Source organism: Dongshaea marina, from assembly GCF_003072645.1.
In the GTDB taxonomy this organism is placed as follows: domain Bacteria; phylum Pseudomonadota; class Gammaproteobacteria; order Enterobacterales; family Aeromonadaceae; genus Dongshaea; species Dongshaea marina.
Window position 1 is genome coordinate 3,960,008 of sequence record NZ_CP028897.1, and the last position, 22,328, is coordinate 3,982,335.

22 protein-coding genes and 1 pseudogene are annotated in these 22,328 nt (G+C 52.0%); 9 read left to right on the forward strand and 14 right to left on the reverse strand.

Going from position 1 to position 22,328, the window contains the following annotated elements; all coding sequences use genetic code 11:
* Positions 1 to 21: 21 nt before the first annotated feature.
* The 6 genes from DB847_RS18515 to DB847_RS18540 all read left to right on the forward strand — a co-directional run bounded on the left by DB847_RS18515 (position 22) and on the right by DB847_RS18540 (position 5,227).
* On the forward strand, positions 22 to 804 hold the full coding sequence (locus DB847_RS18515; RefSeq protein ID WP_108652027.1) for a ribonuclease T2 family protein: 783 nt from the start codon (positions 22 to 24) through the stop codon (positions 802 to 804).
* A 207-nt stretch (positions 805 to 1,011) separates the two neighbouring features.
* Entirely contained in the window at positions 1,012 to 1,797 is a 786-nt protein-coding gene (locus tag DB847_RS18520; RefSeq protein ID WP_407644465.1) for an amino acid ABC transporter substrate-binding protein, read from the forward strand.
* The gene (locus tag DB847_RS18525; RefSeq protein WP_108652029.1) at positions 1,794 to 2,471 is read left to right on the forward strand and encodes an amino acid ABC transporter permease; all 678 of its coding nucleotides are present in this window, start codon (positions 1,794 to 1,796) and stop codon (positions 2,469 to 2,471) included. Before DB847_RS18520 ends, DB847_RS18525 begins: the two co-directional genes overlap by 4 nt.
* A 20-nt stretch (positions 2,472 to 2,491) precedes the next feature.
* Positions 2,492 to 3,223 carry an amino acid ABC transporter ATP-binding protein gene (locus DB847_RS18530; RefSeq protein ID WP_108652030.1) on the forward strand — a complete coding sequence of 244 codons (732 nt, stop codon included), beginning with the start codon at positions 2,492 to 2,494 and terminating at the stop codon, positions 3,221 to 3,223.
* 352 nt (positions 3,224 to 3,575) lie between these two features.
* Entirely contained in the window at positions 3,576 to 4,853 is a 1,278-nt protein-coding gene (locus tag DB847_RS18535) for a thiamine pyrophosphate-binding protein (protein ID WP_108652031.1), read from the forward strand.
* A complete protein-coding gene (locus tag DB847_RS18540) occupies positions 4,838 to 5,227 on the forward strand; it encodes a thiamine pyrophosphate-dependent enzyme (protein WP_234418637.1) in 390 nt (129 codons plus the stop codon). Before DB847_RS18535 ends, DB847_RS18540 begins: the two co-directional genes overlap by 16 nt.
* A gap of 184 nt (positions 5,228 to 5,411) precedes the next feature.
* Here DB847_RS18540 and DB847_RS24535 read toward each other — a convergent pair whose 3' ends face one another.
* From DB847_RS24535 to DB847_RS18550, 3 genes are read right to left on the reverse strand one after another with little or no spacing between them, the layout of a single operon-like run.
* The gene (locus DB847_RS24535; RefSeq protein WP_159084740.1) at positions 5,412 to 5,555 is read right to left on the reverse strand and encodes a hypothetical protein; all 144 of its coding nucleotides are present in this window, start codon (positions 5,553 to 5,555) and stop codon (positions 5,412 to 5,414) included.
* Positions 5,556 to 5,566: 11 nt separating this feature from the next.
* Positions 5,567 to 5,992 (reverse strand): LysR substrate-binding domain-containing protein, encoded by a 426-nt coding sequence (locus DB847_RS18545; protein ID WP_159084741.1) that lies wholly within the window; start codon positions 5,990 to 5,992, stop codon positions 5,567 to 5,569.
* Positions 5,986 to 6,321, reverse strand: coding sequence for a LysR family transcriptional regulator (locus tag DB847_RS18550; RefSeq protein ID WP_108652034.1), 336 nt, complete (start codon positions 6,319 to 6,321; stop codon positions 5,986 to 5,988). Before DB847_RS18550 ends, DB847_RS18545 begins: the two co-directional genes overlap by 7 nt.
* A 171-nt stretch (positions 6,322 to 6,492) precedes the next feature.
* Between DB847_RS18550 and DB847_RS18555 the strand changes: the two genes are divergently transcribed.
* Positions 6,493 to 7,821, forward strand: a complete 1,329-nt coding sequence (locus DB847_RS18555; protein ID WP_159084742.1) for an acyclic terpene utilization AtuA family protein — start codon at positions 6,493 to 6,495, stop codon at positions 7,819 to 7,821.
* The gene (locus DB847_RS18560) at positions 7,818 to 8,279 is read left to right on the forward strand and encodes an AtuA-related protein (RefSeq protein WP_108652036.1); all 462 of its coding nucleotides are present in this window, start codon (positions 7,818 to 7,820) and stop codon (positions 8,277 to 8,279) included. Before DB847_RS18555 ends, DB847_RS18560 begins: the two co-directional genes overlap by 4 nt.
* A gap of 99 nt (positions 8,280 to 8,378) precedes the next feature.
* On the opposite strand, the gene DB847_RS18565 is transcribed toward DB847_RS18560, so the two are convergent.
* From DB847_RS18565 to aroQ, 4 genes and pseudogenes are all read right to left on the reverse strand, one after another.
* The gene (locus DB847_RS18565) at positions 8,379 to 9,170 is read right to left on the reverse strand and encodes a helix-turn-helix transcriptional regulator (protein ID WP_159084743.1); all 792 of its coding nucleotides are present in this window, start codon (positions 9,168 to 9,170) and stop codon (positions 8,379 to 8,381) included.
* A 113-nt stretch (positions 9,171 to 9,283) separates the two neighbouring features.
* Positions 9,284 to 10,624 carry an acetyl-CoA carboxylase biotin carboxylase subunit gene (gene accC / locus DB847_RS18570; RefSeq protein ID WP_108652038.1) on the reverse strand — a complete coding sequence of 447 codons (1,341 nt, stop codon included), beginning with the start codon at positions 10,622 to 10,624 and terminating at the stop codon, positions 9,284 to 9,286.
* An 11-nt stretch (positions 10,625 to 10,635) separates the two neighbouring features.
* The gene (accB, locus tag DB847_RS18575) at positions 10,636 to 11,082 is read right to left on the reverse strand and encodes an acetyl-CoA carboxylase biotin carboxyl carrier protein (RefSeq protein ID WP_108652039.1); all 447 of its coding nucleotides are present in this window, start codon (positions 11,080 to 11,082) and stop codon (positions 10,636 to 10,638) included.
* Positions 11,083 to 11,114: 32 nt separating this feature from the next.
* Positions 11,115 to 11,566: pseudogene (aroQ, locus tag DB847_RS18580) on the reverse strand (type II 3-dehydroquinate dehydratase).
* Positions 11,567 to 12,196: 630 nt separating this feature from the next.
* On the opposite strand from aroQ, the gene DB847_RS18590 reads away from it, so the two are divergent.
* Positions 12,197 to 13,060: a diguanylate cyclase domain-containing protein gene (locus DB847_RS18590; protein ID WP_108652041.1), complete on the forward strand. Its 864-nt coding sequence runs from the start codon at positions 12,197 to 12,199 to the stop codon at positions 13,058 to 13,060.
* A gap of 57 nt (positions 13,061 to 13,117) precedes the next feature.
* Here the strand turns inward: DB847_RS18590 and DB847_RS18595 are convergent, their stop codons facing one another.
* From DB847_RS18595 to lpxA, 7 genes are all read right to left on the reverse strand, one after another.
* Positions 13,118 to 13,876, reverse strand: a complete 759-nt coding sequence (locus tag DB847_RS18595) for a substrate-binding periplasmic protein (RefSeq protein ID WP_108652042.1) — start codon at positions 13,874 to 13,876, stop codon at positions 13,118 to 13,120.
* A gap of 88 nt (positions 13,877 to 13,964) precedes the next feature.
* Positions 13,965 to 14,720 carry a substrate-binding periplasmic protein gene (locus DB847_RS18600; RefSeq protein ID WP_108652043.1) on the reverse strand — a complete coding sequence of 252 codons (756 nt, stop codon included), beginning with the start codon at positions 14,718 to 14,720 and terminating at the stop codon, positions 13,965 to 13,967.
* Between the two features lie 598 nt (positions 14,721 to 15,318).
* Positions 15,319 to 16,275: an acetyl-CoA carboxylase carboxyl transferase subunit alpha gene (gene accA / locus DB847_RS18605; protein WP_108652044.1), complete on the reverse strand. Its 957-nt coding sequence runs from the start codon at positions 16,273 to 16,275 to the stop codon at positions 15,319 to 15,321.
* Between the two features lie 18 nt (positions 16,276 to 16,293).
* The gene (dnaE, locus tag DB847_RS18610; protein WP_108652045.1) at positions 16,294 to 19,776 is read right to left on the reverse strand and encodes a DNA polymerase III subunit alpha; all 3,483 of its coding nucleotides are present in this window, start codon (positions 19,774 to 19,776) and stop codon (positions 16,294 to 16,296) included.
* Positions 19,777 to 19,781: 5 nt separating this feature from the next.
* Entirely contained in the window at positions 19,782 to 20,360 is a 579-nt protein-coding gene (gene rnhB, locus DB847_RS18615; RefSeq protein WP_108652046.1) for a ribonuclease HII, read from the reverse strand.
* Positions 20,361 to 20,363: 3 nt separating this feature from the next.
* Positions 20,364 to 21,542: a lipid-A-disaccharide synthase gene (gene lpxB / locus DB847_RS18620; protein ID WP_108652047.1), complete on the reverse strand. Its 1,179-nt coding sequence runs from the start codon at positions 21,540 to 21,542 to the stop codon at positions 20,364 to 20,366.
* Positions 21,535 to 22,326, reverse strand: a complete 792-nt coding sequence (gene lpxA, locus DB847_RS18625) for an acyl-ACP--UDP-N-acetylglucosamine O-acyltransferase (protein WP_108652048.1) — start codon at positions 22,324 to 22,326, stop codon at positions 21,535 to 21,537. Before lpxA ends, lpxB begins: the two co-directional genes overlap by 8 nt.
* Positions 22,327 to 22,328: the final 2 nt, after the last annotated feature.

The following is a 22,328-nucleotide window of genomic DNA, read 5'->3' on the forward strand; positions in this document are numbered from 1 at the left end:
GATCAATACAAAAGGAAAATCATGAAAAAAACTCTACTTGCCTGCGCCCTTACGCTACCTCTGCTCGGACTATCGGGCGCCTCGATGGCGGCCAGCGACACACCTGTTGCGGGCCGATTTGACTACTATGTGCTGGCCCTGAGTGTGCAGCCGGTATTTTGTGCCACCCACCAAAGCAAAGCCGAGTGTAAAACATCCAGCAGCGCGATAAAAAATTACCGCTCCTATCATCTCTCCCTGCATGGTTTCTGGCCAAATAAACTTGGGGATGCAAGCCATAGCTATGGATACTGTGGTGTCAATCAAGAGAATATCGAAAAAGATAAACTACACCAATGGGAGAAACTACCCAAGCTTGAGCTAAGCCCATCGGTTCGCAGCGAGCTGGATCTGGTCATGCCAGGCACCCAGTCTAACCTACAGCGCCATGAGTGGTATAAGCACGGTACCTGCTCAAAAATGAGCTCAGATAGTTACTTCCAAAAGAGTGTTCAACTAGTGAACTACTTTAATGACAGTCCCTTTAGCCAATACCTGGATGACAATATCGGCAAATCTGTTAAGCGTAATGCCATCTTGAATAAATTTAACGAGGTCTATGGCCCAAATGCCAGTGAGCACCTGCTTTTGAGCTGTAAGAAGCTCGATGGAGTTGAATACCTCAGCGGCCTGAGTATCTATTTGCGTAAGGATGTCGATGTGCATAAGGAGGGGCAGCAACAGCTGTTCCCGGATCTTCAGGATCCTATCTATGGTCGCTGTGACAGCACCATCACCATCTATGATCCAGACAACCCGGCGTAGATAATCAAAGGGGGGCCTATTAGCGGCTCCCCAAACCGCACTATCCGGGCCACCGGACTGCTCAAGCCACTTTGCTATCACCGCCCCTCAGATATCTGGCCACAAGTCCCCAACAAAGATAGATCCATATCTTCTTAGCTATAACCCTTCGTTATTTCTAGATAAGTGAATATTCCCCTATGATTTGACGTTCTATTTATGGCGATCATGGAGTCTATGATGCGAACCCTGCTCAAAACTGCTTTTCTGTCACTGGCCCTGCTCGGCAGCTCACAGGTACTGGCACAGCAAGCCACCAGCCCCACTACAGATACCATCAAGGTCGGGATGTCCGGGCGCTACTTTCCCTTCACCTTTGTCAAAGGGGATAAGCTCCAGGGGTTTGAGGTCGACGTGTGGAACGCCATCGGTAAGCGGCTGCACACTAAGGTCCAGTTTGTCACCGCCAACTTCTCAGGGCTTTTTGGCATGCTTGAGGCCGGACACATAGACACGATCGCCAACCAGATCACCATTACCCCGGCTCGCCAGGCAAAATATAACTTCTCAACTCCCTATGTGGAGGATGGGGCTCAGGTGGTGGTTCGTAAGGGCAATACCAGTATCCACGGAATTGATGATCTGGCGGGCAAGAATGTTGCGGTCAATCTTGGCTCTAACTTTGCTCAGCTCCTCAGAGCCCACGACAAGGATGGCAAAATCAAGATCCACACCTATGACTCAGGATTTGAACAGGATGTGGCCCTGGGACGGATGGATGCCTTTGTGATGGATAGAGTGTCATCGGCCCAAGTGATCAAACAATCAGGCCTGCCGCTACAGCTTGCCGGAAAACCCTTTACCCCGATCCATAACGCCCTGCCCTTTGCAAAAAATGCCCGGGGAGAGAAACTGCTCAAAGAGGTGGATCTGGCCCTTGCCGGCATGAGAAAAGATGGCACCTTGAGCAAGATTTCCGAGAAATGGTTTGATGCGGATATCACTCAATCATGAGCGGCTTTGATTTTCACTACAGCCTGGAGCTGGTGCCTATCCTCCTGAAATACCTCGGGGTCACCATGGAGATGGCGCTGATGGGATTCGTGCTGGCCCTGCTGCTATCCATCCTGATGGCGGTGATCCGGGTGTTCCAGATCCCAGTGCTCAACCAGCTGGTGATCCTGTTCATCTCATTTTTCCGGGGAACTCCGCTACTGGTACAGCTGTTTCTATTCTATTACGGCTTACCTCAAGTGTTCCCGATATTTGTCGGGATGGATGCCTTTAGCGCCGCAATCTTAGGCCTGTCACTACACTTTGCAGCCTACATGGCCGAGAGCATCCGCGCCGCGATCCTGGGGATCGACAGGAGCCAGAGCGAGGCTGCCCTGAGTATCGGGATGACCCGTCTGCAAAGTATGCAGAGGATCATCCTGCCCCAGGCTGCCCGGGTCGCGACTCCCTCTTTGATGAATTATTTTATCGATATGATCAAGAGTACCTCGCTGGCTTTTACCCTGGGAGTGGCCGAGATGATGTCCAAGGCTCAGATGGAAGCCTCCTCCAGCTTCAAGTTTTTTGAAAGCTTTGTCGTGGTGGCACTCATTTACTGGTTGGTGGTGATGTTCTTTACCCAGCTGCAACACTTGCTGGAGCGCTATCTTAACCGCGCCTACCAGGCTCACTAATATCAAGGGGGTAAATCACTATGATCCAGGTAAGCAATTTAACCAAGAGCTTCGGCGACAACCGGGTGCTCGATGAAATCAGCTTTGAGGTGCAGCAGGGGGAGATAGTGGTGATTATCGGCCCCTCGGGGACCGGAAAATCCACCCTGCTACGCTGCCTGAATTTCCTGGAGACTCCTGACCAGGGGAAGATCAGCATAGATGATCTCAGCATCGATGCGGCCAAACACAGTAACAAAGAGGTGGTCGCCCTAAGGCGCAAGAGTAGCTTTGTGTTCCAAAATTATGCACTGTTTGCCAACAAAACGGCGCTGCAGAATATCACCGAGGGGCTCATCACGGTTTGGAAGCAATCTAAGACTCAGGCCAAGCAACAGGCGCTGGCGATCTTAAAGGAGATCGGTCTTGAGGATAAAAAAGATCAGTACCCAAGTGCCCTATCGGGAGGTCAGCAGCAGCGGATCGGCATTGGCCGGGCGATGGCGGCACACAGCTCGGTGATCCTGTTTGATGAGCCGACCTCGGCCCTGGATCCCGAGTGGGTCGATGAGGTGCTGGAGCTGATGAAAAAACTGGCCGAACAAAAGCAAACCATGATAGTGGTCACCCACGAGATGCAATTTGCCAGGGAGGTGGCAGACAAGGTGATCTTCATGGAGGGCGGGAAAATTGTCGAGCAGGGCCCACCGGCTGAGCTGTTTAACAAACCTCAGCACCAGCGCACCAAAGCGTTTCTTAGTAAGTTCCTTTAATCGCTCTCAGGTCGAAGGAGAAGATTGTCTCCTTCACCATCCCCTGCCTCATGCCTGTATTGTGAATCTCATATTTCTTCAGGATAGAGTGATCACCCTTGCTCCCGCTCTACTGATTCAGCAGACAAGCCCAAAGACTCCGGCCTGAAACTGAGCATAATCAAAGACCTCTTCATCTATGACTCCAAATAGGAGTATCTTTATTTTCCCATAAATCGGGAAAGTGTTTTCTTGCTTTGCTAGTTAATCAATAAACAGCCCCTGCCTATAATTCACCCATCAGTTTTCAACGCCACCTCAAATCCGGAGTTGGCAAATTATTTTTCAGTTATCAATTTAAGAGGTGAATAATATGAATCAGTCAAATTGGACGGTCGGTGAATATCTGTGGCATCAGGTAAAATCTCTTGGAATCACCAAGGTTCCAGGCATCCCGGGTGATGTGATCCTGCCTTTGATGGACCAGGGATATGAGAGCGGTATTGAGTTTATCGGTTGTGAAAACGAGCAGAACGCCGGTTACATCGGCGATGGTATGGCCCGCCAACACGGTGTTGCAGCCTTCATCACCACCACAGCGGTCGGCAGCCTGAGTGCATTTAATGCGACCGCCTCCAGCGCCGCAGAGAAGGTCGGCGTGATTCATATCTCCGGCGGGCTCCCCTCTCATCTTTACGCGAAGCGGGAGCTGGTGCACCACTCAATTGGCGGCGAGCTGTATAAAAACCGTGAAGCCTTTAAGGTGATCACCAATGGCCGTGCCGAAGTGCTGCTGGATCCTGAAACCGCACCGGACATCATCGACAGCCTGCTGACCTATAGCGCGACCTACAGCGAACCCTGTTTTATCGAGGTGCCCGTTGATATTGGTGCCAAGCCTTGCCGCGCACCTGAGCCCCTGCTATCTGTCGTTGAAACCAGCGATCCTCGCTCTGTGCAGCAGGCAAAATCAGCCCTAACGCAGTTTATTTCAGACAAGCCTAACCGCTTGCTGATCCCGGGTTTCCTACTCAAGCGCCTCAAGCTTGAGAAAGAAGCGCAGCAACTTCTGGATGAAACCGGTCTGCCATTTACCACCCTGCTCACCGATAAGGGGCTGTTCTCTGAGCGCCATCCTCAGTTCTGTGGCACCTATCTAGGCGTAGCCTCAGCAATTGAGTTCCAGGATTTCTTTAACGAGAGCGACCTCTATATCAATTTAGGTTGCTGGCTAACCGATATTCAATCGATCTGTGGCAGTGTTGAGATGCCGGCAGCGAAGACAGTAATCGTGCATGAAAACGCCCTGGAGATCGGTGGTGAGCGTTTTGAAAAGATCCCAATGATCGAGTCGATTAACCTACTGCAACAGGTGCTGGGAGTCAATAATGACAGAACTCATCCACAAGCGGAGCAGATGCAAGCCTATGCAGGTCAGTTTAACCGTCCGATGCAGGAATCACTGAGTGTCGATGGCTTCTTTGAGATGCTCTCTACCGCAATTCAATCGGAAGATCACATAGTGGTTGAGGCAGGAACTGCGCTATTTAGTGGTTGTGGCCTGCTACTGCCTGAGGGGCTAGCTATGATAACGCAGCCTTCTGGGCTTCAATTGGTCAGAGTGCAGGCTCAGCTCTGGGCGCCGCATTAGCCAACCCTGATAAAACTGTGCTGCTGCTGATTGGCGATGGCTCATTGCAGGAGGTACCACAGGTGATCTCCAGCGCCATTCGTCATCAGGCAAACCTCAAGATGCTGGTGTTAAACAACAATGGCTACGAGATTGAGCGGGCGATCTTAGATAACTACCCCTACAACGATATCGCGTCCTGGAACTTCTCTTTGATGCAACGTGCGATGGGAAGCTCACGGGATGGCATCCGGGTTACCAACTATGGCGAGCTGGGCGAGGCTTTCATTGAGATGCGCAAAGACAGAGCATTCCAGCTGATTGAGGTGATGCTGCCTCAGGGAGATGGTGGCAAGGTAATGAAAGAGGTCGGTGAATCACTGCGCTTTGATTAATCCCTGCTCACCGACAGTGACTCAGCTTTTGCCTGATTCACTGTCCTTTCCAAGGTTCCGGTTCATGCTGGGGCCTTTTCTTTCTATTGCTCAACCGCCTTCAAGTAGTAAGCTCTTGCTGATTCAAGCCCAGACCATCCTTAATCTGTGGTCAGGGAAATTCAGCGATGCAGCTCTAGCCGCATTATCCCCCTCCGAGGGATTCGATGATGCTCTCGACCACAACCTTAATCTTAGGCTCAAGGGTTTTGCCCCGGGTATAGATAAGATAGAGCTGGGCATTCTCCTGAAAGGGGCTGATCCGGTAGGACTGCAGAATACGAACCAAAGCCCCGCGCTCTACCTCGGATACCAACAACTGGCGCGGCAGGGCAACGATCCCCCTCCATCTATGGCGACTTGCAGTAAAGAGGGGGCACTGTTAGTGCTAAACCAGGCCGAAGAGAGATCGAGTCGCTCATGGCGATCAGATTCAATATGGGTAAAACGCCAGCAGTCGATCCCCTGGCGAAATCTCTGCTCCAGCAATTTATGCTGAGCCAGATCTGCTGGCTCCTCAATCGACGCCGCTTGTTGCAGGTAGTCGGGGCTTGCGCATAGCCAGTACTCCACGGCTGACAGAGGGCGGGCAATCAAAGAGGAATCGCTGGCAGTTGCCATCCGAACATAGAGATCGTAATCATCGCCATAGGGGTCCAGGTTTTCATCTCCGTAATTCAGGTAGATGCTCAGCTGAGGCCAGCGCTTATTGATATCTGCTAACAAAGGAGCGATCGCGTGGGATCCAAACCATAGGGGGCACTGATCCGAACGGTCCCTCTGACCTGTTGATGGCGCAGCACTATGGACTCACCCAGAGTATCAAGCTGGGTACAGACCTCCTGCCCCTGCTCAAAAACCAGTTTGCCGGTCTCCGTCAGGGATAAACGTCGGGTGTGGCGGATCAGCAGAGGAACCTGTAGCTCCTTTTCCAGTAACTGCACATGACGTGAGATAGAGGAAACGGATGTATCCAGCTTTTCTGCCGCAGCAGAGAAACTTCCAAGCTTAACCACCGCAATAAAATAACGAAGAGAATCAAGGGATTTCAGCATCTTTCTCAATCATGCCGCAACAATTGTGACCCTAATATAGCACTGACAGGATGCTCTGCTCACCCGAAATCCAGCACTCCTCATAGCACTTAAACGCTAGTTACAGCCCTCACCGCGAGGCGTACTGTTACTCCAGACAAAACAAATCCTATGAGTCATGAGGAGTATATGATGAAAACTACCCCTGTAAGAGTTGCGAATGTTTCGGGTTCGATCTTCGACCGTGTAGAGAGTATGAAATCTCTGGTGGATGAGGCTGAGATCGATGCCATTACTGGTGATTGGCCATCAGAGATCAACCTGGCGCGTCTTGCTCAGGAGAAAAAGGCAGACTCAACCAAAGGTTATGAGCTGATTTTTATCGAGTGCCTGAGGCTGGCAATCAAAGAGGTTGCTGAGCGGAAAATAAAAGTTATCAGCAATGCCGGTGGTCTTAACCCACAATCATTGGCCAGTCTGATTAAGCAGATGATTCGTGAAGAGGGATATGAACTATCTGTCGCTTATGTGGAGGGTGATGACATCATGCATCAGCTGAGTGATCTTCAGGAAAAAGGATATGCGTTTAATAATCTGGATAACGGCAAGCCCTTCTCAACCCTTGGTTGCCAACCCATAGCGGCAAATGCTTACCTTGGAGGCTGGGGTATCGTTGAGGCCCTGAACCGGGGAGCAGATATCGTTATTACCGGCCGGGTCACGGATGCAGCCCCGGTGATTGCCGTTGCCGCCTGGTGGCACCGGTGGCAACAAGATGATTTTGATGCATTGGCTGGCTCTCTGGTCGCAGGACACCTCATTGAGTGCAGCAATTATGTTACCGGCGGAAACTTCCCCGGCTTTAAGCAGGCCGGAAAGTTAACCTCTGTTGGTTACCCCATTGCTGAGATCTCCCGGGATGGGACAAGCGTCATCACAAAAGGTGAGCATTCCGATGGCCTGGTCAACAAGGAAACTGTGATTACTCAGTTGGTCTATGAGCTTCAGGGACGCTACTATGTGAACCCGGATGTGACCGCAGTATTGACCGATATACAGATTGAAAGTCAGGGAGATAACCGGGTCGAGGTTTGCGGCATCAAGGGGATCGCGCCACCTAATACAGCGAAGATCGGGATCAGTACCATAGGTGGTTATGCCGCTGAGATGCATTGGTATATGACGGGCCTGGATATCAAGGAGAAAGTCGCTCTCTTCAGGGATCAGGCGATGAAATACCTGGATCAGAGTAGATTTCGCCAGCTACGCTTTGATACCTATGGCTCTGTTGCAGACAACCCAACCAACCAGAACGAGGCAACTGTGCATCTGCGGGTTTTTGCTCAGGCGAATGATAAAGAGACCCTGAGCCCGGAAAACTTCCTGTATGTCCTGCTCAACAACACCATGCAGACCTATCCCGGGGCCACCTGTAACTATGACTTTCGCTTAACCCACCCCGGGAGTTTATTGAATACTGGCCAACTCTGCTGGATATCCATGAATTACGCCACCGGGTGACTCTCGATAGCGGAGAAGTGATCCAGATTGCTCCGGCCCGGCTCACTCAAGAGATCATTCAGGACTCCAGCGACCCGGATGAAGAGTTTGATCCCTCCGGATATGGCGACACCATCGAGGCCCCTCTTGGAAGCATCGTCTTTGCCCGCTCAGGAGATAAATTTACCAACTCGAATGTTGGCTTCTTTGTGCGCCATGCTGACGAGTGGCAGTGGCTGAGAAGCTTCCTGACCATAGAGAAGATCCGCGAGTTACTGGGAGATGATGATATCGGCGGCGTCATTGAGCGGGTCGAATTTGCAAATATCTATGCTGTTCACTTCCTGAATCGTTGTCTGCTTGGAAAGGGAGCCGCGAGCACTGGTTCATATGACTGCCTGGGTAAAAATGTGGCTGAGTATCTGCGTTGTAAGCAGGTACAGATCCCCAAAAAATTCCTCTCAAGAGGAAGGATCTGAACTCATAATGGCTAATCCCCTTACTATGACTTAGCTCGTCTGGATATTTCAGCATCACCGGTGCTCGGTGATGCTAAACCCTGACCCATTGAGATGAATTCAGTAAATAAGGTAGTTTTTCAAAGCAAGCAACAGCATATCTCCAGACTCTATCAACTCTTGCGGTATCAGTTTCTCATATCCATTCTCCACCAGCCTCTGATACAGCGCCTGCCTGCTATGTACCTCAAATTTATCGTAGAGCTGATTTGAAAAAATACTATCCACTGTACTCTTGCTTATGGGTTTTCCTTCAAACTCTGAAATGATCTTAGCAATATCATTACTGGTAAAATTAGCGAGAAAGAAGAAGATGACCTGCTTCTCTCTTCTGGTCAGATTTCGCTCAAGCTCTGGGCGGTTTAATTCGCAGGTATCATCCCTAGCATGTTCAATGCTAACAATATCCCGGTTGATGTTTGCCGATGCATAGTCAAATCCTCTATAGATGATTCCGACGACATTTTCAGTTTCTGGATTGATGATCGGGGATTTAATAATTACCCGAGGTTTGAGTGCATTATTTAACCTGACTATCAGTAGGTGGGTTGTCTCTCTCCTGTGAGCGATGAGAGCCGCATCGTCCCTGAGAATCATATGGCTGGCCCGGGTTCCCCTATAGTTCTTGATATGCTTTTTCCCGATAATCTCACTGGCATCTACATTTAACAGTTCAAGGTAGTGCCTGGAGCAGTACTTATGTAGCAGATTTTTATCTTTGATCCCAACGATTAGCTTAGGTAGTCCATCAGAAATTACCCGGGTCGATTCAATGAATCGATTCAAAAAATCCTGGTCTCTGTTCTCTATCATTTCACTTACCTGCCCGGGATAAGCTCTCCCCTGCCTCACCCGGATATTGACTGACGGTATGCTCCCTCCAAGAGAGGGTGATCCTGGCTCATCTGAAAAAACCCATTAAAAAAGGGCCGTAACGGCCCTTTTATCAGATAGCTGTTGGCTTATTAGAGGCCCAGCTTCTTCTCCAGATAGTGGATGTTAGTCCCACCATGCTGGAAGTTCTCATCGGCCATGATCTCTTTGTGCAATTCAACGTTGCAACGGATACCATCGACCACCAGCTCATCCAGGGCATGGCGCATTCTGGCAATCGCCACATCCCGGTTCTCACCATAGGTGATGAGCTTACCAATCATAGAGTCATAATAGGGAGGAACCGTATAGCCGCTATAGATGTGAGAATCCCAGCGAACCCCCAGACCACCCGGCGCATGGAAGAACTCAATCTTACCCGGAGACGGGATGAAGGTTTCTGGATCTTCAGCGTTGATCCGGCACTCAATAGCATGACCACGAACCTTGATGTCATCCTGGGTGATCGACAAAGGCTGGCCAGCGGCGATCCGCAGCTGCTCTTTCACCAGATCCACTCCGGTGATCAGCTCAGAGACAGGGTGCTCAACCTGGATACGGGTGTTCATCTCGATGAAGAAGAACTCACCATTCTCATACAGGAACTCAAAGGTACCGGCACCACGATAGCCGATCTCCAGACAGGCGCGGCAGCAGCGCTCACCAATCTGGCGGCGCATCTCTTCGGTCACTCCCGGTGCAGGCGCTTCCTCCACCACCTTTTGGTGACGACGCTGCATCGAGCAATCACGCTCCGCCAGGTGGATCGCATTGCCCTGACCATCGGCCAGAACCTGGATCTCAATATGACGTGGATTTTCCAGGAATTTCTCCATGTAAACCATGTCATTACCAAAGGCAGCCTTGGCTTCGGCACGGGTCAGCTCTGCGGAGCTTTGCAGTTCGTCCTCAGAGCGAACAACACGCATGCCGCGACCACCACCACCACCGGAAGCCTTGATGATCACCGGATAACCGATACGCTTGGCGATCGCCTTGTTTTTCTCGGCGTCATCACCGATCGGGCCATCGGATCCGGGAACGCAGGGAACACCGGCCTTACGCATCGCCTCGATGGCCGAGACCTTGTCCCCCATCAGGCGGATGGTGTCGCCACGCGGCCCGATGAAGATAAAACCTGAGTTTTCAACCTGGTCTGCAAAGTCGGCATTTTCAGCCAGGAAGCCATATCCCGGGTGAATCGCAACTGCATCAGTAACCTCTGCGGCAGCAATCAGGGAAGGGATATTCAGATAGGAATCTGTCGCAGCCGCAGGACCGATACAGATAGATTCATCCGCCAGCAGAACGTGCTTAAGATGGCGATCGGCAGTGGAATGAACCGCGACCGTCTTGATCCCAAGCTCTTTACAGGCGCGCAGGATCCGCAGCGCGATCTCGCCGCGGTTGGCAATTACAATTTTATCCAACATGCAGCGGACCCTTACTCAATGATAAACAGAGGCTCATCAAACTCAACCGGCTGACAATCATCAACCAGGATCGCCTTCACGACACCCGCTTTGTCAGCTTCGATCTGGTTCATCATCTTCATCGCTTCAACGATGCACAAGGTATCTCCGACACTGACCTGCTGACCTACTTCAACAAAGGTCTTCGCACCAGGACTTGGAGCACGGTAGAAGGTTCCAACCATAGGTGAGCGCAGCATATGCCCTTCAACGACCGGGGTCTGCTCTTCAACAGATGGTGCAGCCGCTACAGGGGCAGCGGGTGCCGCAGCAACAGTCACAGGTGCAGGAGCCGCAGCAGCAACAGGAGCCATGGCACGGCTGATACGTACGGACTCCTCTCCCTCAGCGATCTCCAGCTCACAGATGCCAGATTCTTCAACCAGTTCAATCAGTTTCTTGATTTTCCTAATATCCATTACGAATTCTCTTTAGCTAATTTAGGTCTGTTTCAGCGAGCCCGTTGCAGATAACGAACTGCAGCTTGCAGTGCAAATTGATAGCCGTCAGCCCCCAGCCCACAAATAACCCCTGAGCAATATCAGAAAGATATGAGTGATGGCGGAAGGGCTCCCGCGCATGAACATTCGACAAATGCACCTCAATAAAAGGAATGTCGACACCGAGTAGTGCATCACGCAACGCAACACTGGTATGAGTAAATGCCGCCGGATTGATAATAATGAAATCCTGCTGTCCCATCGCCTGATGGACACAGTCCAACAGCTCTGCCTCTGCATTTGACTGCAGATGAGACAGAGAGACTCCCAGCTCATCACTGAGGGTCTCCAGCTGACCGACAATCTCATTGAGTGTCTGAGCACCATAGATACCGGGCTCACGCCGCCCCAGAAGGTTTAAATTGGGTCCGTTAAGCAATAAGATTCGATATTTATGGGCCATTGTGCAACCATCCTCGCTAATCATGCAGCTATCTTTAAAAATAAGGCTGACGAGTGATTGTAAACGACTCTGACAGCCAAAAATGTGCTCAAAAGCTCAGTTTTGTTGATTATATCCGTATATCGCAGAATTTGGCAGCACATTCGTTGATTTTTTCATTTTAGTGCTAAATGAAGCTTGATTGGAAGCCGGGGGGAGAGACAGTGCCTTAAGGGTCAAAGAAGAGCTCGAACGGGTTAAACTGGCTGGATTATAACCAAGAAATGGCTAAAGATCTAAGCCCTTTGCCGCTTAAGGAGCCCCTGGCTGGCAAGTGTCACTAATAGCCCCTCCTCCAGCAGGATGGCTACGCAAGAGTCAAAACAGAATATATCTTCATTAATGAATGGATAAGGGGACAGAGCTGATTGCTATGCAGGCTTATATGCATGCAGCAGCGCTGCTTGTTACTTTCTGTACCTCCCTATTGGTGGAATCCGGCTGCGAAAAAGCGCCTCTGAATTTTGGTTGGGAGTCCTGGTCCCCTTTCAATTGCGAACCAGCTCCAGATAGCTCAGTCAGTCACCAGAGATTGGTGGCAAGCAAATTGCAGTAACTCTCTCAATTGATGCGGACTATCGAGGTATCACCGTGAATCAAACTCCTATTGGCCGTCACTCACCTCAAGCCGAAAGCCGTACCCCTCTGTTTGGAGGCGTTCCCGGCCTGAGCCTGGTACAAAAACTGGAAATGCTTGAGCAGCTTGGCTCTCAGGATACCCTGGAGCAGATGTTGCAGCAGTTTGCGCAATGGGTCGGCAACATGTTGCCCATCAGTAGCCTGAGCTACTCCTGCCAGGATCTTGAGATTGAGCTTCTGAATACCTCAGGTACCGTTCATGAACTGGTGCTAAAGCTCCAGGATCCCAAAGGCCTCCCGGTGGGACAGCTTAAATATGGATTTCGCAATAAATTAACTCCCTATCAACAGCGGGTCCTGATGCAACTTCAAAATTTTATCGTCGTTCCCCTGAGGCTCTACCTGAGGCTTGAGAAAGCCAATCTTTCAACTTGGACCCCTGAGCTTATCTCTCCCGGGCATGATAGCGAATTTAACAAGGCACTATCTCAGGCCATTCATCGCAATCAGCGCACCAATCAGGGGTTATGCCTGATGCTGATACAGCTTGATGGGATCGCCAACATTGATAGCGATCTCACGCTATCGACCATAGAGCAGATCCTGACGGAGTTCATTGAACTGATGCTAAAGACGGCCCGCAGAAGCGATCAGCTGTATCAGCTTAGCGAAGACAGATTTGCGCTATTGATGTCTCCGGCCAGCCAGGAGAGCAGCATCAACCTCAGCGAGCGGATCCATAATCAGCTTAGTCATTACCCGACACTCTCCAGGTATCATATTCGCCCGATTATCGGTGCCAGCATCTGGAGCAGCGGCCAGGATGACGAAACTCTTTATCTGCAAGCCGAAGAGGGGCTCAATAGCCTTAAATAACCAGAAAGGGGGATCTTCTTCCCCCCTTTTCTATAGGAGCTGAACCTCCCTGGGGAATCACTGACTATATTTGACGATGATTTTCTCTCTGACTCCCTCCGCCAAAAGCTGATCCAGCGCCTTCTGCAGCTTTTGGATCAGAGGCTCCGGGGTCTCAAGATTCGCCGCGATATAAAAGCCCCCTTGCTCAATCAGGAGAAACGCCTTTTGGATCTGCCCGAAATCGTGGTCGGTTTCGCGCATCTGCAAAATGAACTCGACATCTGCCCCCGGGATCAGATCGACCCGCCCACGAAATAGCTTATCGAGGTTCTGCTGAGACTTTCTCACCGTAAAGAAGTTTATCCCCTCAACCAACCCCTTTGATTCAAGGTATTCCTGGGTCGACCCTCCCTGGATCACACCGAGCCGATATTTTTTGAGATCATCAAACTTCTTGATCCGGATATCCTGCCGACTACTCAGCTTGTAGAGATAGTGCCTTTTCGGAAACAGGGGGCCAATCCAGTGGAATAGCTTTTCACGCTTTTCGGTGCGGCTCGTGGTATAGAGCAGGGTATTAGGGCGCCTGAGAGTTTGCTCATAGGCACCCTTCCAGGTCAGCATCTTTAGTTTGTAGGGGACTTTGGCTCGCTTGAGTGTCGCTTCCACCAGCTCTGTGCCGATCCCGATAATGCGATCGCCCTGACGATAATTATAGGGGCGCCACTCCTCGGTGAGCAGCAGCAGCACAGAATCCGCTGAGTAGGATAACCGGGGAAGCAAGGCCCCGAGAAATCCAAGAATCAGGAGTATGGGATAGTAAGGTCTCAACATAGATTCACTCCCGAACCTTCCCTTTTTACCCTAGGGTAATTGTAGCCTGCCATATCAGGCACATAGAGGCGACGGCCAGCCTCGGGCGCTACAGGCAATCATAGCGGTCAAAATGCTTGATCGAGCTATCCAGGTCCAGCTGCTTCAGCCCCTGGTTAAACGTCGCCAGCAAAGCCTTACTACTCTGTTTAACCTTGGGAAAAATCACCCGATATTCATCGGTATTCATCGGCTTACTGGCATAGCCAAAGAGATCGACCCTTCCCGGAAGATTCTTATGCAAAACATACAGGCCAACACATTTATCCAGAGGAAAAAGGTCAATTTTTCCATCCAGTAATCGCAGGAAATTATCTAAGTTTGTTTGTCGAGCCGAAACCTGGATCATTCCATCTCTTTGAGCCTGATGAAACGCCTCTCCATAGTGATAACCCAGGGTTGTGCCTACCTTCAGCCCTTTCAGATCGGCATAGCTTTGCCACTCAAAATTTTTAGCAGGGCTATCCTTGAGAAAGAAAAAAACGCCCTTACCGATAATGACTGGCTCACTGAACCAGTAATCCTCAGCCCTATCTTCACTCCAGAGCCAACCCGGTGAGCCATCCCAGTGACCCATTTTTACCAGTAACGCTGTTCTCTTCCAGGGAAAGTAACCATATTTGACTTTCACCCCCTGAGTGGCAAAAGCGGAGGTTACTATATGCGATATCAAACCATCATGGGGCAGTGAATCAGAAAGGTAGGGAGGGTACTCACCACTGGCTAAACGCACAGTTCCATCCGCCTGAGCTCCAGGGGCCCAGAGTAGCCCTAAGAAAAAGCCCCCGATCAAAATAGATCTCATCCCTGTGTCCCATATTTTTCAGCCTCATGTTTAGCATAGTTGAGCTGCAAGCCTGCCGGGAACTCCCGACAGAGCCATCAGAAGACCCGCATTCCCCTTATGAATCTCCGCGCCATGATCTCTCCGCAACGCTCGCTCACGGGGATTTAACTCCCTATCTTCGACTCAACTATACAGGTAGCCTTGAAAGAATCTTGATATTTCGAGCTATTGAGGCAGGACGCCGAATCGCGTAGCTCGATGGAGGGACTCATCGCGCGCAGCGAGCCTTTGGTTACTTTGAGCGATACCAAAGTAACTCGACTGCCGGGCGAATACGGCTATATGGCGAAGCCATAAACCAGCTAGCCGCAGGTAGCTATCGTCGATTACCATCCCTGATAATCTCTCCCTGCTTGGTATCCTTACCTCACGTTACGTTACTCCGAGAGTAACTACACCCATGACTATCGCTACATTCGCACCTCCATGTGCAGCATCCGCGGCTGGACTATGTGCCTCTGGTACGAAATAGCAAACCATAGCCCATAAAAAACCCCTCACCGGGTTAGCGGTCAGGGGTTTTAAGCTGCATTGAGTGTCAGCCGACACTCAGCAATTAGCAGTAGCCAAATCCGGTAAAGCGCTTATAACGCTGATCCAGCAATTGCTCTGTGGTCAGCGGACGCAGCTCATCGAGATCGTGCAGCAGCTGATTACGCAGACGATTTGCCATCTGCTCCTGATCACGGTGGGCACCACCCATAGGCTCTTCAATCACCGCATCGATAAGACCCAGCTCCTTGAGACGAGGCGCAGTGATCCCCATCGCCTCGGCGGCCTGGGAAGCCTTCTCGGCGTTTTTCCACAGGATAGAGGCACAACCCTCAGGAGAGATCACCGAGTAAGTTGAGTACTGCAACATGTTAACCCGGTCACCCACACCGATCGCCAAAGCTCCGCCTGAGCCACCCTCACCGATCACGGTACAGATCACAGGAACCTTAAGACGTGCCATCACCTTAAGATTCTGAGCAATCGCTTCACTCTGACCGCGCTCTTCGGCGCCGATACCCGGGTAGGCTCCCGGAGTATCGATGAAGGTGATGATTGGCATATTGAAACGCTCGGCCATCTCCATCAGGCGTAGCGCCTTGCGATAGCCTTCGGGTGCAGGCATACCGAAATTACGGCTGATCTTCTCCTTGGTGGTCCGGCCCTTCTGCTGGCCGATCACCATCACGGGGCGTCCCTCAAGACGCGCAATGCCGCCGACAATCGCCTTGTCGTCTGCGTAGGCACGATCGCCCGCCAGCTCATCAAAATCGGTGAAGATCTGCTGGATGTAGTCCAGGGTATAGGGGCGCTCCGGATGGCGTGCCAGCTGGGAAATCTGCCAGGCTCCGAGATTGCTGAACAATTTCTTGGTCAGCTCATCACGCTTTTGCTCCAGCTTAGCGATCTCCTCATGCAGATCGATTTCCAGGGTTTGTCCGTCGCTGACATGCTTCAGCTCTTCGATCTGAGCCTGCAGCTCAGCAATCGGTTGTTCAAAATCTAAAAAGTTCAGACCCATAACGATGCCTGTACCTCACTAGTCAAAAATCAGTTTCACCCTGTCGGCTCCCAACAGGACGCGTAAATTGTCGATCAACTCATCGGTCGGAGTGATCCGCCATTCGGCGCCAAATCTCAGATTGGCTCTGGCAATTTCGGTCTGATAGCCAACATCTAATGCACAGACCCCACCGCGCTGAGGCTCCAGGACCTCGCGCAGCCGATACAGCAGCGGCTCATCAAGCCGCCGGCTATCCAGTTCTATCCGCAATGCACGGGCGTATTTCTCTCGAGCTTCGACCACATCCATCACTTCGCGGGCACTCATTTTAATGCCGCCGGAAAAATCGTCAAAGCTTACTTGCCCGCTGATCACCAAAATGCGATCTTTTTGCAACATTGGCTCGTAACGCTCGAGTGTATCTGAAAATAGCGTCACGTCCAGTCGACCGGAGCGATCGTCCAGGGTAAGTATCCCCATGCGACTCCCGCGCTTGGTCATCATGACTCGGCATGATAACACCAGTCCGGCCACTGTGCTGATTTTATCACGACCTCCGGGCTGGATCTCGGACAGCCTGGCGGTGGTATATCGCTTGAGCTCACTTAAATATTGATTGATCGGATGCCCGGTCAGATAGAGCCCCAGGGTGTCGCGCTCCCCCTCCAACCAAGTCTGCTCCGGCCAGGGAGCAATATTGGCAAAAGCCCGTTCGATCGCCTCCGGCTCCTCGGTAAGCACGCCAAACATGTCGGTCTGACCAAAGCTGCGGGCATGGTTATGTTGAGCCGCCGCCTGCATCGCCTCATCCAGGGTTGCCCGCAAAGCAGCCCGGTGCGGACCCAGCTGATCCATAGCCCCGGATAAGATCAGCTTCTCCAGCACCCGCTTATTGATCTTCTTAAGATCGACCCGACTACAGAAATCGAACAGATCCTTGAAGGGGCCATCCTGCTCACGGGCTTCGATGATTGCTTCAATGGGCCCCTCACCGACGCCCTTGACCGCACCTATGCCGTACACGATCGCCCCCTCATCATTGACGGTGAAGCGATACTGGCCACAGTTGAGATCCGGCGGGATCAGTTTAAGCCCCATCCGGTGACACTCATCCACCAGGCCCACCACCTTCTCGGTGTTATCCATATCGGCGGTCATTACCGCCGCCATGAACTCGGCCGGATAATGGGTCTTGAGCCACAGGGTGTGGTAAGAGACCAGGGCATAGGCGGCCGAGTGCGACTTGTTAAATCCATATCCGGCAAATTTCTCTACCAGATCGAAGATCTTCATCGCCAGTTCGCCATCAACCCCCTGGCTCACCGCTCCCTCTTCAAACACCGCCCGCTGCTTAGCCATCTCCTCGGGTTTTTTCTTACCCATGGCTCGTCGCAGCATGTCCGCGCCACCCAGGGTGTAGCCTGCCAGCACCTGGGCGATTTGCATCACCTGCTCCTGATAGAGGATAACGCCATAGGTGGGATCAAGAATCGGCTGCAATGAGGGATGCTGGTACTGCTCATCCGGGTAGGAAATAGCCTCGCGCCCGTGCTTACGGTCGATGAAGTTATCCACCATCCCCGATTGCAGAGGCCCGGGACGAAACAGTGCCACCAAAGCGATCATATCCTCGAAGCAGTCCGGCTGCAGGCGCTTGATAAGATCCTTCATTCCACGGGATTCCAGCTGGAATACCGCGGTGGTTTCATAGCGTTTGAGCAGGGCAAATGAGGCGGGATCGGTGAGCGGAATCGCGGCAATATCGACTGGCGGTTTTCCCTGAGCTTCAAGGCGCGGGTTGATCATCCCAAGGGCCCAGTCGATGATAGTCAGGGTTCGCAGCCCCAGGAAGTCAAACTTAACCAGACCGGCAGTTTCAACATCATTCTTATCAAACTGGGTGACCGGATGCAGCCCCTCACCATCACAATAGATAGGTGAGAAATCGGTGATCTTAGTCGGCGCGATAACGACGCCCCCGGCGTGCTTACCGGCGTTGCGGGTCACCCCCTCGAGCTGACGCGCCATATCGATGAGGGCCTTAACCTCCTCATCCTGAGCGTAGATCTCAGGCAGTTTCGGCTCGGCATCGAACGCCTTGGTCAGGGTCATTCCGGGATCGGGCGGAACCAGCTTGGAGATCCTGTCCACGAATCCATAGGGGTGTCCCAACACCCGACCAACATCACGGATCGCCGCCTTGGCAGCCATGGTACCGAAGGTGATGATCTGCGACACCGCATCCCGGCCATAGATCTCGGCCACGTGATCGATCACCTCATCGCGGCGGTCCATGCAGAAATCGATATCAAAGTCGGGCATCGAGACCCGCTCTGGATTCAAAAATCGCTCGAACAGCAGGTCAAATTCAAGGGGATCGAGATCGGTAATCTTCAGGGCATAAGCAACCAGGGAGCCCGCACCTGAGCCCCGTCCCGGACCGACCGGGATGGCGTTATCCTTGGACCACTGGATAAACTCCATAACGATCAAAAAGTAGCCTGGAAATCCCATCTGGTTGATCACCTGGAGCTCGATGGCCAGGCGATCATCATATTCGGGACGTTTTTTGGCCCTGAGCTCGGGTTCCGGGAAGAGCTGCTCTAAACGCTCCTCAAGCCCCTTCTCGGAGACCATCACCAGATAGTCGGCATCCGTCATATCCCCGGTCGGAAACTTGGGGAGAAAGTACTCATTGAGCCGAACCGTCACATTACAGCGTTTAGCGATCTCAACACTGTTTTGCAACGCCTGGGGAATATCTTTGAACAGCTCAACCATCTCGGCTTCGCTACGAAGGTATTGCTGCTCGCTATAGCGTTTGGGACGGCGCTTATCTTCCAGGGTGTAGCCGTCGTGAATACTGACCCGGATCTCGTGAGCCTCAAAATCGCTCTTATCGAGAAAGCATACCTCATTGGTTGCCACCACCGGCAGCTCGCGCTCTTCGGCAAGCTCCAGGGCGAGCTGGAGATAACGGCTCTCATCACGCCGGCCGGTTCGCTGCAGTTCAATAAAAAAGCGATCGGTAAAATGCTGCTGATAGAAATCAACAAAGCTCTCGACCTCCTGGGTGTTGCCCTTGAGAAGGGCCCGGCCGATATCTCCCTCGGCTGCCCCCGAGAGCAGCAGCAGCCCTGAGTTATGCTCGAGAAGCCACTGGCGATCCACCACCGGGCGGCCCTGCAGATGCCCTCTGCGATACGCCTTGGAGATCAGCATGGTGAGGTTCTGATAACCTTGGTTATCCATCGCCAACACCGGCAGGCGATAGGGCTCCTCGCCCTGCTCCGGATCATCAATAATCCAGAGATCGGCGCCGATCAGCGGCTTGAGCCCTTTTTGGTGAGCACTGCGGTAGAAACGGACCAGGCCACACAGATTCATCTGATCTGTGATGGCAATTGCCGGCATCTTGAGCTCACTGGCTCTGGAGAGCAGTGCAGGGATCTTCTGCAGACCATCGATCATCGAAAAGTCACTGTGAACCCGCAAGTGAATAAAGGCTGGCGTGGTCATGACTATCAGTCCAGATTCAATACCCGGCGCACCGGTTTAAAGCTCTTACGATAACACTCCAAAGGACCGTGCAGCTCAAGGGCCTCGAAGTGGGCCTTGGTAGGGTAGCCCTTATGCTTGGCAAAACCGTATTGAGGATACTGGGCATCCAGCTCCAGCATCTGCTGATCCCGGGTCACCTTAGCTAAAATTGAGGCGGCACTGATGGCAGGCTCTTTGAGATCGCCCTTGACGATAAACTGGGCCGGGATCCCAAAATCTGGCCCCCGATTTCCATCAACCAGAAGCTGAGTTGGTTTAAGCTTAAGTCCACTCACCGCCCGCTGCATCGCAAGATAGGTCGCCTGCAGGATATTCAGCTCATCAATCTCCTCGGGAGTGGCAATACCGATCGCCCAGGCCAAGGCCTGCTCACGAATTTGCGGGGCTAGCAGCTCACGTTTTTTTTCAGATAGTTTTTTAGAGTCGGTCAGGCCGGCGATGGGACGGTTCGGATCGAGAATGACGGCTGCGGTCACCACATCCCCAACCAGGGGACCCCGACCTACCTCGTCGACCCCGGCGATGAGCTCAATGTGAGTCATAATTTAAGGGTTCCGTGGAGTTTTTATCAGTTCTAATACCGCCTCGGCGGCTTGCTCATCGGCATTGCAGCGCAGCTGTTGATGGAGCTGGGTAAACTTTTGTTTAAGCCACTGGTTATCATGCTCCAGCAGCCTGGTCACCTCGGTCACTATCCGCTCCGGCTCACACTGATGCTGGATCAACTCAGGGACCAGCATCTGGTCGGCCAATAGATTTGGCAGGGAAACATAGGGAGTGTGCACCAGCTTTTGTGCCAGGTAATAGGTAAAGGCCTTGAGGCGGTAACAAACCACCATGGGGCGCCCAACCAGCATCGCCTCCAGGGTGGCGGTACCGGATGCCAGTAATACCACATCTGAGGCAGCCATCACATCCCGCGCCTTACCATCGAAACACTCGAATTCAACGGTAGGGGCGAACTCAGCGGCGAGCTTCAAAAATTGCTGCTTGCGCTTCTCATTGACCAGGGGCACGGCAAACCTGAGATTCGGGAAGTGTACCGTCAGGTGCTTGCAAGCCCGCACGAAGGTTGGAGAGAGTAGTTCAACCTCGGCGTTGCGGCTGCCGGGCAGGACGGCGATATAATGATCGGCCGGGTGCTTCACCCCGAGTCGTTCACGAGCCGCGGCCTTATCCATATTCAATGGGATCTGATCGGCCAGGGTGTGACCAATAAACTTACAAGGGACACCGAATCTGTCGTAGAAGGCCTTTTCGAACGGCATGAAGACCAGCATTAGATCCACCGCCTTGCGGATCTTAAAGACCCGTTTCTGTCGCCAGGCCCAAACCTTGGGGCTGGCATAATGAACCGTGGTAATACCGCTCTTCTTAAGCCTGGCTTCAACTCCTAAGTTAAATTCAGGAGCATCGATGCCGATGAAGATATCCGGAGGATTGGCGATGAGATGTTTAAGCAGTTGACGGCGAATTTTAAGGATCGATGGCAGACGCCCGATGATCTCAACCACCCCCATCACCGACAGTTCGTCGATATCAAACAGCGCCTTACAGCCCTGCTCGACCATTCGCGGGCCCGCTATACCCTCGATGATGGCGTCCGGATGGCGCTGCTTGATCTCCTTGATGAGACCTGCGCCAAGAATGTCTCCAGACAGCTCTCCGGCAACGATAGCGATGCGAAGAGGTCCGGAGGCTGAAGTGTTGGCAGTATTACTCACGAATGATGCCGCGATCCGATTCTTTGAGGAAATCAGCAAACAGCTGAACCTCGGGACACTGCTTAGCCAACTCTTCCAATTCAGGGATTATCTGCCCCATTGGTTTTTTGGAGCGAAAAATCAGTTTGTAAGCTCGCTTAAGCATACCTATGGTCTCAGAAGAGAAACCACGACGTTTGAGGCCTACGCTGTTTAGACCATAGGGCCGAGCCAGGTTGCCTGTCGCCAGCACATAGGGAGGTACATCCTGGTTAACTGCAGAACAGCCCCCAACAAAAGCATGGGCTCCGATCCTGAAAAACTGCTGAATCGCCGACAGAGCACTGAAAATCACATAGTCATCAATGTGAACATGCCCTGCCAGGGTTGCATTGTTACCCAGGATACAGTGATTACCAATGGTGCAATCATGAGCAACATGCGCATTGACCATAAACAGGTTATCACTACCGATGCGGGTGATCCCCTGATCCTGTACCGTACCACGGTGGATGGTACAGGACTCACGAAATACGTTGCGATCACCAATCTCAAGACTGGTGGCTTCACCGGCGTATTTCTTGTCCTGGCACTCTTCACCAATAGAGGCAAACTGAAAGATCTTGTTGCCACAACCGATGCGGGTCGGCCCCTTAATCACAACATGAGAGCCGATCCAGTTGTCATCCCCAATCTCAACATTGGGACCGATCAACGTCCATGGACCGATCTCAACATTGCGACCGATACGGGCTGACTCATGAACAATGGCGGTCTCATGGATCACTGCACTGTTATCGATCACGC

Coding starts and splice junctions, on each gene's coding strand:
- DB847_RS18515 (WP_108652027.1), top strand. CDS start 22: ATGAAAAAAACTCTACTTGCCTGCGCCCTTACGCTACCTCTGCTCGGA.
- DB847_RS18520 (WP_407644465.1), top strand. CDS start 1,012: ATGGAGTCTATGATGCGAACCCTGCTCAAAACTGCTTTTCTGTCACTG.
- DB847_RS18525 (WP_108652029.1), top strand. CDS start 1,794: ATGAGCGGCTTTGATTTTCACTACAGCCTGGAGCTGGTGCCTATCCTC.
- DB847_RS18530 (WP_108652030.1), top strand. CDS start 2,492: ATGATCCAGGTAAGCAATTTAACCAAGAGCTTCGGCGACAACCGGGTG.
- DB847_RS18535 (WP_108652031.1), top strand. CDS start 3,576: ATGAATCAGTCAAATTGGACGGTCGGTGAATATCTGTGGCATCAGGTA.
- DB847_RS18550 (WP_108652034.1), bottom strand. CDS start 6,321: ATGCTGAAATCCCTTGATTCTCTTCGTTATTTTATTGCGGTGGTTAAG.
- DB847_RS18555 (WP_159084742.1), top strand. CDS start 6,493: ATGAAAACTACCCCTGTAAGAGTTGCGAATGTTTCGGGTTCGATCTTC.
- accC (WP_108652038.1), bottom strand. CDS start 10,624: ATGTTGGATAAAATTGTAATTGCCAACCGCGGCGAGATCGCGCTGCGG.
- accB (WP_108652039.1), bottom strand. CDS start 11,082: ATGGATATTAGGAAAATCAAGAAACTGATTGAACTGGTTGAAGAATCT.
- DB847_RS18595 (WP_108652042.1), bottom strand. CDS start 13,876: ATGTTGAGACCTTACTATCCCATACTCCTGATTCTTGGATTTCTCGGG.
- DB847_RS18600 (WP_108652043.1), bottom strand. CDS start 14,720: ATGAGATCTATTTTGATCGGGGGCTTTTTCTTAGGGCTACTCTGGGCC.
- accA (WP_108652044.1), bottom strand. CDS start 16,275: ATGGGTCTGAACTTTTTAGATTTTGAACAACCGATTGCTGAGCTGCAG.
- dnaE (WP_108652045.1), bottom strand. CDS start 19,776: ATGACCACGCCAGCCTTTATTCACTTGCGGGTTCACAGTGACTTTTCG.
- rnhB (WP_108652046.1), bottom strand. CDS start 20,360: ATGACTCACATTGAGCTCATCGCCGGGGTCGACGAGGTAGGTCGGGGT.